9 protein-coding genes are annotated in these 13,769 nt (G+C 74.7%); 5 read left to right on the top strand and 4 right to left on the bottom strand.

The annotated features are described in order from the left end of the window. Positions 1-17: 17 nt before the first annotated feature. Positions 18-881, bottom strand: coding sequence for a TetR family transcriptional regulator C-terminal domain-containing protein (locus tag ACH4OW_RS08655; protein ID WP_398026078.1), 864 nt, complete (start codon positions 879-881; stop codon positions 18-20). A 192-nt stretch (positions 882-1,073) separates the two neighbouring features. On the opposite strand from ACH4OW_RS08655, the gene ACH4OW_RS08650 reads away from it, so the two are divergent. The 4 genes from ACH4OW_RS08650 (at position 1,074) to ACH4OW_RS08635 (ending at position 7,166) form a co-directional block, all read left to right on the top strand. Next, positions 1,074-3,137, top strand: coding sequence for a SpoIIE family protein phosphatase (locus ACH4OW_RS08650; RefSeq protein ID WP_398026076.1), 2,064 nt, complete (start codon positions 1,074-1,076; stop codon positions 3,135-3,137). Positions 3,138-3,222: 85 nt separating this feature from the next. Further along, the gene (locus ACH4OW_RS08645) at positions 3,223-4,659 is read left to right on the top strand and encodes a glutamine synthetase family protein (RefSeq protein WP_398026074.1); all 1,437 of its coding nucleotides are present in this window, start codon (positions 3,223-3,225) and stop codon (positions 4,657-4,659) included. Beyond that, entirely contained in the window at positions 4,659-5,828 is a 1,170-nt protein-coding gene (locus tag ACH4OW_RS08640) for an amidohydrolase family protein (protein WP_398026072.1), read from the top strand. Before ACH4OW_RS08645 ends, ACH4OW_RS08640 begins: the two co-directional genes overlap by 1 nt. Positions 5,829-5,876: 48 nt before the next feature. Further along, entirely contained in the window at positions 5,877-7,166 is a 1,290-nt protein-coding gene (locus ACH4OW_RS08635; RefSeq protein WP_398026070.1) for an MFS transporter, read from the top strand. A gap of 12 nt (positions 7,167-7,178) precedes the next feature. Here the strand turns inward: ACH4OW_RS08635 and ACH4OW_RS08630 are convergent, their stop codons facing one another. The 3 genes from ACH4OW_RS08630 to ACH4OW_RS08620 all read right to left on the bottom strand — a co-directional run bounded on the left by ACH4OW_RS08630 (position 7,179) and on the right by ACH4OW_RS08620 (position 11,817). Next, positions 7,179-9,548 carry a phosphoketolase gene (locus tag ACH4OW_RS08630; RefSeq protein ID WP_398026068.1) on the bottom strand — a complete coding sequence of 790 codons (2,370 nt, stop codon included), beginning with the start codon at positions 9,546-9,548 and terminating at the stop codon, positions 7,179-7,181. A gap of 157 nt (positions 9,549-9,705) precedes the next feature. Beyond that, positions 9,706-10,869, bottom strand: a complete 1,164-nt coding sequence (locus ACH4OW_RS08625; protein WP_398026066.1) for an ROK family protein — start codon at positions 10,867-10,869, stop codon at positions 9,706-9,708. Positions 10,870-11,073: 204 nt separating this feature from the next. Beyond that, positions 11,074-11,817 carry a L,D-transpeptidase gene (locus ACH4OW_RS08620; RefSeq protein WP_398026064.1) on the bottom strand — a complete coding sequence of 248 codons (744 nt, stop codon included), beginning with the start codon at positions 11,815-11,817 and terminating at the stop codon, positions 11,074-11,076. 541 nt (positions 11,818-12,358) lie between these two features. On the opposite strand from ACH4OW_RS08620, the gene ACH4OW_RS08615 reads away from it, so the two are divergent. Continuing rightward, positions 12,359-13,750 (top strand): NADP-dependent succinic semialdehyde dehydrogenase, encoded by a 1,392-nt coding sequence (locus ACH4OW_RS08615; protein ID WP_360130533.1) that lies wholly within the window; start codon positions 12,359-12,361, stop codon positions 13,748-13,750. Positions 13,751-13,769 lie beyond the last annotated feature (19 nt).

Raw genomic sequence — 13,769 nt, 5'->3', positions numbered from 1 at the left:
GCGGAGGAGTGCGGGGGCTACGCACGGGTGGGGGACAGTTCGGTGTCGACGAAGGCGAGCAGGGCCGCGTGCATGCTGTCGGGGCCGGTGCTGTCGGGCGCGGTGGCGAGCACCTGGGTGGCCAGGCCGTCGATGAGCGCGGTCAGCCGCAGCGCCGTGAACTCCGGGTCCACCGCCCGGAAGACGCCCTGCTCGACGCCCCGGCGCACGACGTCGGCGACGGTGGTCCGCCACTGCCGGTAGTAGTGCTCGTGCAGCCGTCCGACGGCGGTGGAGCGGGCGGCCTGGGCCCACAGGTCGAGCCAGACCAGCCACTGCCGCCGCTGCTGCCCGGTGCGCGGCGTCTGAAGCGCGATGAGATGCAGCAGTTCGGCGTGCGCGTCCTGGGCGTCCGCCAGGCCCGCCGCGCGCCGGGCGGTGTCCTCGTCCATGCACCAGCGCACGGCCGCTTCCAGCAGTTCGTCGCGGCCGGGGAAGTGGTAGTGCACGGCGGCCGTGCTGGTGCCGCAGGCGGCGGCGATGTCGGCGACCCGGACGGCGTGGAAGCCGTGCTCGGCGATCAGCCGGACGGTCTCCCGGACGATCTGGAGCGGCCGGCCGCCCTCGGGCACCGCGGCCGGCTCCCGGCCGCGCGCCGGCGGTGTGCCCCGGGAGCCGAGCAGCCACGCCACGTCCACGCCGCCGATGTCCGCGACGCGCACGATCTCGGCGAGGGTGAACCGCCGGGTGCCACCCAGCGACCTGGACAGCTTGGAGGGGTCCATCACGATCCGCCGGGCGAACTCGCGGCGGCTGCACCCGAGGCTCTCGACCACTTTCTTGACGCGGCCGGTGATGTCGCCCGCGTCGTCGGCGACCCGGGTTCCGGGGTCTTCGTCCATGGCCGGGAACCGTAACAGCGCGTTGAGATCATCGCAACGAACTCCCTGCGGTAGGCGCCATGAAGGCTTGATATGAAGGGGTTGTGGCGTGGAATTGCGCACTGACTGATGAGCAAGTCAGGGAGGGTGCGGTCGGTTGCTGCCGGGTCTGCGAACCACCCGCTTACCGGACGAATGTGGCAAAGTGGCGGCATGGCTGACCGGGGCGCGAAGCTGCCGGCCGTGTCGGTGCCGGACGACTGGCCCGCCCACCCGGACCTGACGCTGGCCCTCAACGGCATGGGCGGCTTCGACTGGGACCTCGACAGCGGCCGTATGCACATGGACGGCTCCGCTCTTGAGGTCTTCGACCTGCTGCCGGAGGAGTACGACTCCCGCCCGGCGACCCTGTCCTGCCGCGTGCCGCCGGAGGAGGGGGCACGCCTGGACGCCGTCGTCTCGCAGGCCCTGAAGGACGGCAGCGACTCCTACGGCGCCTACTTCCGCATCCGGCTGCGGGACGGCACGGTGCGCTGGACCCACACCCAGGCCAGCATCCGCCGCGACGCGAGCGGCACACCGCGCCGCATCATCGGGATCGTCCGCGACGCGAGCCAGGAGTACGCGCAGGCGGCGGAGCGGGCCGAGGCGCACGCGCGCAGGCTGCGCAACACCGGCATCGTGGAGCGGACCACCGCCGCCCTGGCCCACGCCAGGACCGTCCGCGACGTCATCGACGTGCTCGGCGACGACCAGGCCCTGAGCCGGCTGGGCGCGCAGAACATCATCGTCGGCCTGGTGGAGGCGGGCCGCGTCCGGGTGGTCCACGAAGGGCTGGCCGGCACCTTCGTACCGCAGCACGAGATCCTCCGCATCGAGGACGAGTTCCCGATGACCGAGGTGGTCCGCACCCTGCAACCCTGCTTCATCCGCTCCCGCGCCGAGTTCGCCGAGCGCTACCCCGCGCTCTGGCCGCACCTCGAACGGATGAACTTCGGCTCCGCCGCCTACCTGCCGCTCATCGCGCAGGCCCGGCCGATCGGCGTGGTGGGGCTCTTCTACCGCTCGGAGAACCCGTTCGGCGTACAGGAGCGCAACCTGCTGCTCGCCCTCGGCTCCAGCGTCGCGCAGAGCCTGGCCCGCGCCATGCTCTACGACCAGGAGCACGACCTCGCCGAGGGCCTCCAGCAGGCCATGCTGCCCCGGCGCATCCCGGGCATCCCCGGCGCCCAGATCGCCGTCCGCTACCGCGCCGCCCGCATCGGCCGGGACATCGGCGGCGACTGGTACGACGTGGTGCCGCTGCCCGACGGCCGGGTCGCCGCGGTCATCGGCGACGTACAGGGGCACGACACCCACGCCGCGACCGTCATGGGACAGCTGCGGATCGTGCTGCGCGCCTACGCCGCCGAGGGGCACGCGCCCGCCACCGTCATGGCCCGCGCCTCCGCCTTCCTCAACGACCTGGACACCGACCGCTTCGCCACCTGCACGTACGCGGACGCCGACCTGGCCACCGGAACCGTGCGGCTGGTGCGCGCCGGGCACGTGGACCCGCTGCTGCGGCACGCCGAGGGCCTGTGCCGCCGGCTGCCCGTTACCGGCGGCCTCCCGCTGGGCATCGCCACCGGGTTCCGCGACCTGGACTACCCCGTCACCACCGTCCACATGGCCGTCGGCGAGACCCTGGTGATGTACACCGACGGGCTGGTGGAGGAGCCGGGCGTGGACATCGACGACGGGGTGCGGGAGCTGGCCAGGGTGGTGCGCGACGGGCCTCAAGAGGTCCAGCGGCTGGCCGACCGGCTCTGCGACCTGGCAGCCGAGCGGTCCGGCGAGGACGACATGGCGATGCTGATCCTGCGGCGCGGCGGCGAGCCGCCCGAACCGGCCGCCGGACGCCTCCAGCAGCACGTCGCGCCCGACGACCCCCAGGGGCTGTCCGCCGCCCGCCACATGATCCGCGCCGCGGTCCGCACCTGGGGCGCCCAGGACCGCGCCGAGGAGGTCGAGCTGGTCGCCGACGAGCTGATCACCAACGCGCTGCTGCACACCGACGGCGCCGCGGTGGTGACGGTACGGATGCCCCGCGGCGCCGACCGGCGGCTGCGCCTGGAGGTGGCGGACCGCTCCAGCGCGCTGCCGCGGCGCCGCGAACCCGGCGAGTCCGCGATGTCGGGGCGCGGGCTGCTTCTGGTCGACCGGCTGGCGGATGTGTGGGGTGTGGAACCGCGCGGCACCGGAAAGTGCGTATGGTGCGAGTTCGACTGCCCATGACGGCCGTTCCGTACCCGCGGGGCCGGGGCGGCCGGGGCGGAATCGGCCGCCGAGGGACCGACACGGTGAAATGGGGACACGCGCTATGGGACCGGGGCCTGCGCAGCAGCAGTGGGGGGACGCCCGCCAGGCGGCGGCGAAGCTGGACGCGGAAGGAGTCCGCGCCATCGCCCTGACCTGGGTCGACAACGCGGGCATCGCCCGGACCAAAACCGTGCCGACCGCCCGCCTGGCGCCCGCCGTGCAACGCGGCGTCGGCATGTCCCCGGTCTTCGACGTCTTCACCGCCGACGACGCGATCACCGCCTCCGCCCACCTCGGCGGGCCCGACGGCGACCTGCGGCTCTTCCCCGACCTGGACCGGCTCACCGTGCTGGCGGCGCAGCCCGGCTGGGCCTGGGCGCCGGTGGACCGCTACGACCAGCTCGGCGCGCCGCACCCCGGCTGCCAGCGGCAGTTCGCCCGCCGCATGGTGGACCGCGCCGCCGACGCGGGACTCACCCTGCGGATGGGCTTCGAGACGGAATGGGTGGTCGCCCGCGCACCGGGACCCGGCGGGCAGCCGGGCGGCGCGGCCGGCACCGGGCGCCTCGACGGCTCCGCCGGAACGGGCGAACCCCTCGAATACCCCTGCGTCGGCCCCGCCTACGGCATGAGCCGGGTCGTCGAACTCTCCGACTACCTCCGCGACGTCGCCGAGGCACTGGCCCTCCAGGGCATCGACGTCCTGCAACTCCACCCCGAGTACGCGCCGGGCCAGTTCGAGGTGTCCACCGCCGCCGCCGACCCGCTGCGCGCCGCCGACGACCTGGTGCTCGTCCGGGAGACCGTACGGGCGGTGTCGCTGCGGCACGGCCTGCGGGCCAGCTTCGCGCCCACCGTCGCCGCCGGGCAGGTCGGCAACGGCTGCCACCTCCACCTCAGCCTGAGCCGCGGCGAACGCAGCCTGCACCGGGCCCCGGACGAGAAGTGGGGCCTGGACCCCGACGCGGTGGGATTCCTCGCCGGCGTCCTGGAGACGCTGCCCGCCCTGCTCGCCGTCGGCTGCCCCTCGCCCGCGAGCTACCTGCGGCTGGCCCCTTCCGCCTGGGCCGGGGCCTACCAGTGCTGGGGCGTGGAGAACAGAGAGGCCGCGCTGCGCCTGGTCACCGGCGCGCCCGGCGACCCGGACGGCGGCCACGCCGAGATCAAGCCGTTCGACGCCGCGGCCAACCCGTACCTGGCGGTCGGCGCGGTGCTCGCCGCGGGCCTGCACGGCATGTCGGCGGGCACCGCGCTGCCGCCGCCGGTCGCCGGCGACCCGGGCGCCCTGGGCGTACGCGAACGCGCCCGCCGCGGCATCGTCCGGCTCCCGTCGTCCCTGACCGAGTCCACCGACCTGCTGGCCCGTTCGACGGTGCTGGCCGAGGCCATGGGCGAGGTGCTGCACGGCGCCGTGATCGCGGTACGCCGCGCCGAGGAGGCGCACTTCGAAGGCGTCGAGCCCGAAGAGATCGCCGCCGCGACCCGCTGGAGGTACTGATGACGACGGGCGGCACCGGCGGCGGCCCGGACCTCGACCTGCCGCCGCTGGTGGACCAGCACTGCCACGGCGTGCTGCGCGGCGACCTGACGGCCGCCGAGTTCGAGTCGTACCTGACCGAGTCGGACCGGCCCGCCGCCGCTGGCACCACGTTCTTCGACACCCAGACGGGCTTCGCCGTGCGCCGCTGGTGCCCGCCGCTGCTCGGCCTCGCGCCGCACTGCCCGCCCGGCGACTACCTGGCCAGGCGGCGGGAACTGGGCGCGGCCGAGACCCGGCGCCTGCTGCTCGGCGGCACCGGCATCGGCACGTACCTGGTCGACACCGGCCTGCCGGGCGACCTCACCGGCGCGCACGAGACGGCCGCGGCCGGCGGCGCCACCGGGCACGAGATCGTCCGCCTGGAGACGCTGGCGGAACGGGTCGCGGCCGGCGTACGGGCGGGGGAGGGCGCGGCGACGGGCGCCGACGCGGCCGCCGAGGTGTTCACGGCCGGCCTCGCCGACGCGGTACGGGACGCGGCCCGCACCGCCGTGGGCTTCAAGTCCGTCGCCGCCTACCGCCACGGCCTGGCCCTGGCACCCGAACCGCCCACCCACGCCCAGGCGGCGGCCGCCGCCCGCGCCTGGCTCGCCACCGGCGCCGGCCGGCTCACCGACCCGGTCCTGCTGCGCCACCTGCTGTGGCTCGCCGCCGGCACCGGCCGCCCGCTCCAGCTGCACACCGGCTTCGGCGACCCCGACCTGCGCCTGCACCGCGCCGACCCGGCGCTGCTCACCGACTTCGCCCACGCCACCGCGGGCACCGGCACCGACCTGGTCCTGCTGCACTGCTACCCGTACCACCGCCAAGCCGCCTACCTGGCCGCCGTGTTCCCGCACGTGTACGCCGACGTCGGGCTGGCCCTGGGGCACACCGGACCGCGCGCCGCGGCCGTACTGGCCGGGTTCCTGGAGCTGGCGCCCTTCGGCAAGCTGCTGTTCTCCACCGACGCCTACGGCCTGCCCGAGCTCTACACCGTCGGCAGCGCCGCCTTCCGTACGGCGCTGGCGGAGGTGCTGACCGGCTGGGTGCGCTCGGGCGCCTGGTCGGCGGCGGACGCCGACCGCGTCGCGGCACTGGTCGCCGCCGGCAACGCCCGCCGCGTGTACGGCCTTTCGGGAGACTGAGGAACGGCCACCGGGTGCCCCGCCCGGTATGTGTCACCACCACCGATCGTGCTTTACTGCCCCGTGACTCCTGCCATACCCACCACCGAACCCCGGCGCCTGTGGGCCCGCGTCTTCGCCGACCTCACCCCGCTGCGCGCCTCGGCGCACTACCGGCGCCTGTGGTTCGGCAACACCGTCTCCTGGGTCGGCCAGCAGATGACCGCCCTCGCGGTCTCCCTCCAGGTGTACGCCCTCACCGGCTCCACGTTCGCCGTCGGCGCGGTCGGCCTGTGCTCCCTGATACCGCTGGTCGCCTTCGGGCTGTACGGCGGCGCCATCGCCGACACCGTCGACCGCCGCAAACTCGGCCTGTTCAGCGCGGTGGGCGCCACCCTGCTGTCCGTCGCCCTGGCCGCCGCCGCGCTCCTGGACGTACGGCAGGTCTGGGTGCTGTACGCGGTCGTCGCCCTCCAGGCGGTGTGCTTCGCGCTGAACTCGCCCGCCCGCTCGTCGATGATCCCGCGCCTGCTGCCGCCCGGGCAACTGCCCGCCGCCAACGCCCTCAGCTCGCTCACCACCACCCTCGGGATGATGGGCGGGCCGATGCTCGGCGGCGTCTTCGTCGGCCTGTGGGGCTACCAGGCCGCGTACCTGATCGACGTGGTCTGCTTCACGGCCGCCCTGTACGCCATGTGGCGGCTGCCCGCCATGCGCCCCGACCACGGCGGCGACGAGGCACCGCGACGGCCCTCGGTCCTGGAAGGGCTGCGCTTCCTGGCCACCCGGCCCAACCTGCGGATGACCTTCTTCGCCGACCTGGCGGCCATGGTGCTGGCCCAGCCCCGCGCGCTGTTCCCCGCCATCGCCGTCCTCTGGTTCGGCGGCGACGCGAAGACGGTGGGCCTGCTCGCCGCCGCGCCCGCGGTCGGCGCCGTGCTCGGCGCGCTGTTCTCCGGGTGGCTCGGCGCCGTACGGCGGCACGGCCTGGCCATCCTCGTCTCGGTGGCCGCCTGGGGCGCGGCCATGGCCTGCTTCGGCCTGACCCGCCACCTGTGGCTCGGCCTGTTCTTCCTGGCCGTCGCCGGCTGCGCCGACACCATCTCGATGGTCTTCCGCGGCACCATGCTCCAGGCGGCCGCGCCGGACCGGATGCGCGGCCGCCTCCAGGGCGTGTTCGTCGTCGTGGTCGCGGGCGGCCCCCGGCTCGGCGACTTCCTGGCGGGGTCGGCGGCCGACCTCGCCACACCGGCCGTGGCGGTCGTCGGCGGCGGTGCCGCCTGCGTCGTCGCGGTGCTGCTCCTGGCCCTGTGGCGGCGCGACTTCGCACGGTACGACGCCCGGGACCCGCGGCCCTGAGGGCGCCCGGCCTCAGCCCGGCCAGCTCCAGTCCACGACCTCCGGCAGGTCCGTGCCGTGCTCCCGGATCCAGCTGTGGTGGCGCAGGCGTACGTCCGCCATCGCCTGCCGCACCCCCGCGGCCCGCACCGCGAGGCCCGGCACCCGGTCGACCACGTCCATCACCAGCCGGTAGCGGTCCAGGTCGTTGGTCACGACCATGTCGAACGGCGTGGTCGTGGTGCCCATCTCCTTGTAGCCGCGCACGTGCAGGTTGGGGTGGACGGCCCGGCGGTAGGTGAGCCGGTGCACCAGCCACGGGTAGCCGTGGTACGCGAAGACCACCGGCACGTCGTGCGGCAGCAGCGCCTCGAACTCCCGCTCCGTCATCCCGTGCGGATGCTCCTCGTTGGGCTGGAGCCGGGTCATGTCGACGACGTTGACGACCCGTACGGACAGTTCCGGCAACTTCTCGCGCAGCAGGGCGGCGGCAGCCAGCGTCTCCTGCGTCGGCACGTCGCCCGCGCAGGCGAGCACCACGTCGGGGCGGGTGCCGGGCTTCTCGGTGCCGGCCCACTCCCAGATGCCGGCGCCGCGCGCGCAGTGCGCCCGCGCCTGCTCCATGTCCAGCCAGTCGAAGCACGGCTGCTTCCCGGCGACGACCACGTTGACCACGTCCTTGGTCCGCAGCACGTGGTCGGCCACGCACAGCAGGCTGTTGGCATCCGGCGGCAGGTACACCCGGACCGTGTGCGGGTCCTTGTTGAGGACGTGGTCGACGAAGCCGGGGTCCTGGTGGGAGAAGCCGTTGTGGTCCTGGCGCCAGACGTGCGAGGTCAGCAGGTAGTTCAGGCCCGCCACCGGGCGCCGCCAGGGGATGTCGCGGGCCGACTGGAGCCACTTGACGTGCTGCGAGGCCATGCTGGAGACGATGTGCGCGAACGCCTCGTACGAGGAGAACAGCCCGTGCCGGCCGGAGAGCACGTACCCCTCCAGCCAGCCCTGGCACAGGTGCTCGGAGAGCACTTCCATGACCCGCCCGTGCCGGCCCAGGTGCTCGTCGGTGGGCTCGGTCCTGGCCTGCCAGGTCTTGTCGGTGGCGTCGTACACGTCCTGGAGGCGGTTGGAGGCCGTCTCGTCCGGGCCGAACAGCCGGAAGTCGCGGCTTCCCGCGGTCCGCTCCATCAGGTCGCGCAGCAGGCCGCCGAGGACCCGGGTCGGCTCGTGCATCCGGGTGCCGGGCTTGTCGACGGGCACCGCGTACTTCCCGGGGTCGGGCAGCGGCAGCGAGCGGACGAGGCGGCCGCCGTTGGCGTGCGGGGAGGAGCCGAGCCGCCGGTCGCCGTGCGGCACGCAGGCCAGCACCCGGTCCACCGGCCGGCCCTCGCCGTCGAACAGCTCGCCCGGCGCGTACGACCGCAGCCAGCTCTCCAGCTGGCGCAGGTGGTCCGGGTTGTCCCGGACGCCGGCCAGCGGGACCTGGTGGGCGCGCCAGGTGCCCTCGACGGGGGCGCCGTCCACCTCGCCGGGGCCGGTCCAGCCCTTGGGGGTGCGCAGTACGATCGCCGGCCAGCGGGGGCGGGTCCGCTCCCCGCCGTCGCGGGCGGCGCGCTGGGCCTCGCGGATGCGGTGCAGCGCGGTGTCCATGGCGGCGGCCATGTCGCGGTGCACCTGGGCGGGGTCGGAGCCGGTGACGTACAGCGGCTCGTGCCCGTAGCCGCGCAGCAGCGCGTCCAGCTCGTCGTCGTCCAGGCGGGCGAGGACCGCCGGGTTGGCGATCTTGTAGCCGTTCAGGTGCAGGATCGGCAGGACGGCGCCGTCGTGCGCCGGGTCCAGGAACTTGTTCGCGTGCCAGGACGCGGCCAGCGGCCCGGTCTCCGCCTCGCCGTCGCCGATCACGCACGCCACCAGCAGGTCCGGGTTGTCCAGCGCGGCGCCGTACGCGTGCGAGAGGGAGTAGCCCAGCTCGCCGCCCTCGTGGAACGAGCCCGGCACGTTCGGCGCGGCGTGGCTGGGCACCCCGCCGGGGAACGAGAACTGGCGGAACAGCCGGGCCATCCCGGCCGCGTCCCGCCCGATGTCCGGATTCAGCTCCCCGTACGTCCCCTCCAGCCAGGCACCGGCGAAGACCGCGGGCCCGCCGTGCCCCGGGCCCCACACGCACACCGCGTCCTGCCCGTGCGTGCTGATCACCCGGTTGACGTGGGTGTAGACGAGGTTCAGTCCCGGGCAGGTGCCCCAGTGGCCGAGCAGCCGGGGCTTGATGTGCTCGGGCCGCAGCTCCTCGGTGAGCAGCGGGTTGCCGGTCAGGTAGATCTGGCCGGCGGCGAGGTAGTTCAGCGCCCGCCAGTGGGCGTCGAGGTCGAGCAGTTCGCTCTCGGTGAGCGGGGTCGGCGACTCCATCGGGGCCCTCCGTCGGGGAAAGGTGATCAGGGAGCGCCTCTCCACCGTACGGGCGGTCATGCGTCGGCGCCGCACATAACGGGCCGACCGGACGCGCCACCCGGTGATGGCCCGGCCGTAGCAGGTCCCGGTCCACGCGGCCGGGGGTGAGGGCGCGTCAGGGCCGTACGAGCGGCAGGCCGCCGTCGGCGACCAGTTCGCGCAGCGCGGCGTGCCCGGCGCCGAGCAGCCCGGCGTCCGGGCCGCAGCCCGCCGCGGCGATGGCCAGCTCGCTGGTCGCCATCGGCGGGCAGCGTTCGTACAGCACGCCGCGGACCGCCGCGACCAGGGGCTCGGCGGCGGACAGCGCCCCGCCCAGGATCACGGCCTCCGGGTTGAAGAAGTTCACGACGACGCAGAGCACCGCGCCGATGTGCCGCCCGGCCTGCCGCACCAGGGTCGTGGCGTGCGGCTCGCCGTCCTCGACGAGCCGCAGGATGTCGGTGGTGGAGTCGGCCGCGATGCCCTGCCCGCGGAGCGCCGCGGCGATCGCGGCGCCGCCGGCCACGGTCTCCAGGCAGCCGACGTTGCCGCACGAGCAGGGGCGTTCGGCGGCGGCTTCCACCCGTACGTGGCTGATGTCCCCGGCCGAGCCGCGGGCCCCCCGGTACAGCCGCCCGTCGCTGATCACGCCCGAGCCGACGCCGCGGCCCGCCTTGACCACCACGAGGTGCCGCAGCTCCGGGTGGGCGGCCCGGTGTTCGCCCAGGGCCAGGACGTTGGCGTCGTTGTCGACCAGGACGGGCAGGCCGAGCCGCTCGGCGAGCCGGTCGCGCAGCTCGTACTGATGCCAGCCAGGCATCCGGGACGGGGCGAGGACGCGGCCCGACGCGGGGTCGACCGGGCCGGGGAAGCCGATGCCCACACCGCCCACCGTGCGGCCGGCCGCGCGCTGGCGCCCGGCGAGGGCGGTCAGCCGCTCGGCGAGCAGGCCGACGGCCGGCCCGGGGCCCGCCGTCAGGTCGAAGGCGCACTCGCCGATGTCGAAGCCGGCGCCGGTCAGGCCCACCGCTCCGGTGCGGATGTGACGGCTGCCCAGGTCGGCGGCGAGGGCCACGGTGCCGCCGTCCGGGACGCGCAGCAGGCGGGGGCGGCGGCCGCCGCGCGAGACGCCTTCGCCCGACTCGGCCAGCAGCCCGGCGTCGACCAGCTCCTGGACGCGCGCGGAGACGGTGGAGGCGGCGAGCCCCAGCTCCCGTACGAGGTCGGCGCGCGAGCGGGCGGTGCCGGTGGCGACGAGTTCGAGGACGTGCGCGGCGGAGCCTGGCTCGGTGGTGGTCATGGCGGGACCTCGGTAACGATCATGGCGAAGTCTTTCGGCTCGGGGCGTCGGGTTCCGGCTGCCGACGCCCCCTGTTTTCTTCGGCTACCGAATAAAGAAGGTGAGGCAAGTGGGCGCCAGTACACAGCAGTTGGCGATACCTCGCCAGACCCATGACTTCTTTTCACGGCCGTCCGTACTTTTCCCGCGCTCTTCGACGGGCCGTCAGTAGCGGGTGATCGCCGTGGGGCCGGAATCCGTGCCGATCGCCAGGTGCGGGCGGGCGGCGGGCTTCACCCACGCCACGATGCGCGCCATCGCGCGCGCCGGTACGGACACACAGCCCGCCGTCGCGCCACGCCCGTTGACGTGCAGGAAGATGCCCGCGCCGCGGCCGCGCACCGGCCGGTGGTAGTTGAAACCGACGACCAGCGCCCGGCCGTACTGCACCCGGTAGTCGGCCAGCCGCTCGGCCTCCTTCGCCGCACAGTCGCGCGGGCGCGGGTCCACCCACCGGTTGTACGCGGTCGAGGCGTTGTCCTGGCACCACCAGGACGAGGCACGCACCGGCCGGTACGGAACCGTCGTACCGGCCGGCGCCTCGCGCAGACCGAAGGCGAACGGCAGGTCGTACAGGCCCGTGGGCGTCGTCGAGGTGCCCTGCTTGCGCGTGCGGCCCTCGGTCAGTCCGTTCGCGCCGAAGCGGGCGGGCGCCGAACCGACCCGCTGCCAGCGGCCCCGGTGCCGCTCCCACCAGCTGACCGTGCCGGTTGTCGAGCGCGGGCCCGCCGCCCTGGCCGTGATCAGCTGGCTGCCGCCGCCGGTGTCGGCCATCCGGGTGGGCAGCGGCCCGGCCGCGCCGGCCGGCGCGGCGGCGGGGGAGCGGGGCACGGCCGGGGCGGCAGCGGGCACGCCGAGGGCGAGCGCGGCCGCGCAGGCCGCGGACGCCAGGGCCCTCGCGGAGGTCATGAGCGCAATGTAAGGCCGCGGACACCGTGCGGCACCGCGCGAACCGGACAGCGGGCGCGGCGGACCGCGCCTGTCGCGACCCCGTACGCACCCGCTCCCGCAATCCGTCGTACGCCGGGGCGATAGACGGGCGAAACCCGGGTACCGGGGCCGGAGAACCACATGCCGTCCGACCCAGGAGGTCTGCTGTGGAGCGGCACGCCACACCGCACCGTACGCGCACGCCGGAACCGGGGCTGGAGCGCGAGCCCGCCCCGCCGACGCCCACGCCGTCCCCGGGGCCCGGCGGGCCCGAACCGGGGCCGGGCCCCGGCCCCGCGCCGGGGCCGACCCCCGGGCCGCCGGTGCCGGGACCGCCCGACCCCACCCCGCCGCCGCCCGCGCCGCAGCCGCCGACACCCAACCCCGACCCCGTGCCGCGCCCGCCGGGCCCCGACCCCGTACCGGAGCCGTCGCCGGCCCCCGGCCCACTCACCTGACCCCTTTTCCCCACCACCCCCACCACCCCCTTCCCCCTCACACCCTTCGGGAGGTGCATCCCATGGCCATCGCCACGGTCAACCCGGCGACCGGCGAGACCCTCAAGACCTTCGACGCGCTCGACGCGGGCGCGATCGAGGACCGGCTCGACCGGGCCGAGCGGGCGTTCCGCAGCTACCGCACGACATCCTTCGCCGAACGCGGCGAACTGCTGCGCAACGCCGCCGGCCTGCTCGAAGCGGGCCAGGACGGCATCGCCCGCACGATGACCACCGAGATGGGCAAGCCACTGGCGGCCGCCCGCGCGGAGGCCGCCAAGTGCGCGAAGGCCATGCGCTGGTACGCGGACCACGCCGAGGAACTGCTCGCCGACGAGGTGCCGGACGCCGGCGACGCCAAGGACGCCGGAGCGTCCCGCGCCTACGTCCGCTACCGCCCGCTGGGCACCGTCCTCGCGGTCATGCCCTGGAACTTCCCCCTCTGGCAGGTGATCAGGTTCGCCGCGCCCGCCCTGATGGCGGGCAACACGTGTCTGCTCAAACACGCCTCCAACGTGCCGCAGACCGCGCTGTACGTGGAGGACATGCTGCGCCGCGCGGGCTTCCCCGACGGCTGCTTCCAGACCCTGCTGGTCGGCTCCGGCGAGATCGAGAACATCCTGCGCGACCGCCGCGTCGCCGCCGCGACCCTCACCGGCAGCGAACCGGCGGGCCGCTCGGTCGCCTCGATCGCCGGTGACGAGATCAAGAAGACGGTGCTGGAGCTCGGCGGCAGCGACCCGTACATCGTGCTGCCGTCCGCCGACCTCGACGCGGCCGTGCGCACCGCCGTCACCGCCCGCGTCCAGAACAACGGCCAGTCCTGCATCGCCGCCAAGCGCTTCATCGTGCACACCGACGTCTACGACGAGTTCGCGGTGCGGTTCACGGAACGGATGGCCGCGCTGACCGTCGGCGACCCGATGGAGGAGTCGACCGACGTCGGCCCGCTGTCGAGCGAGCAGGGCCGCTCGGACCTGGAGGAACTGGTCGACGACGCGGTCCGCCGCGGAGCGGCCGCCCTGTGCGGCGGCAAACGGCCGGAGAAGCTGTCCGCCGGCTGGTTCTACGAGCCGACGGTACTGGCCGGCATCACCCCCGAGATGCGCATCCACCACGAGGAGGCGTTCGGGCCCGTCGCCACCCTCTACCGCGTCAACGACCTGGACCAGGCGATCGCCACCGCCAACGACACACCGTTCGGCCTCAGCTCCAACGCGTGGACCCGCGACGAGGACGAACAGGACCGCCTGATCCGCGACATCGAGGCCGGCGGCATCTTCTTCAACGGCATGACCGCCTCCCACCCCGCCCTGCCCTTCGGCGGCGTCAAACGCTCCGGCTACGGCCGCGAACTGGCCGGCCACGGCATCCGCGAATTCTGCAACGCGACGACGGTCTGGCACGGGGCGTGAGGGGGCCTCCTGCCCGCCG

Source organism: Streptomyces sp. NPDC017056 (assembly GCF_044332485.1).
Classification (GTDB): domain Bacteria; phylum Actinomycetota; class Actinomycetes; order Streptomycetales; family Streptomycetaceae; genus Streptomyces.
The sequence above is the reverse complement of the archived record's forward strand: the minus strand, read 5'-3'. Positions and strand labels throughout refer to the sequence as shown.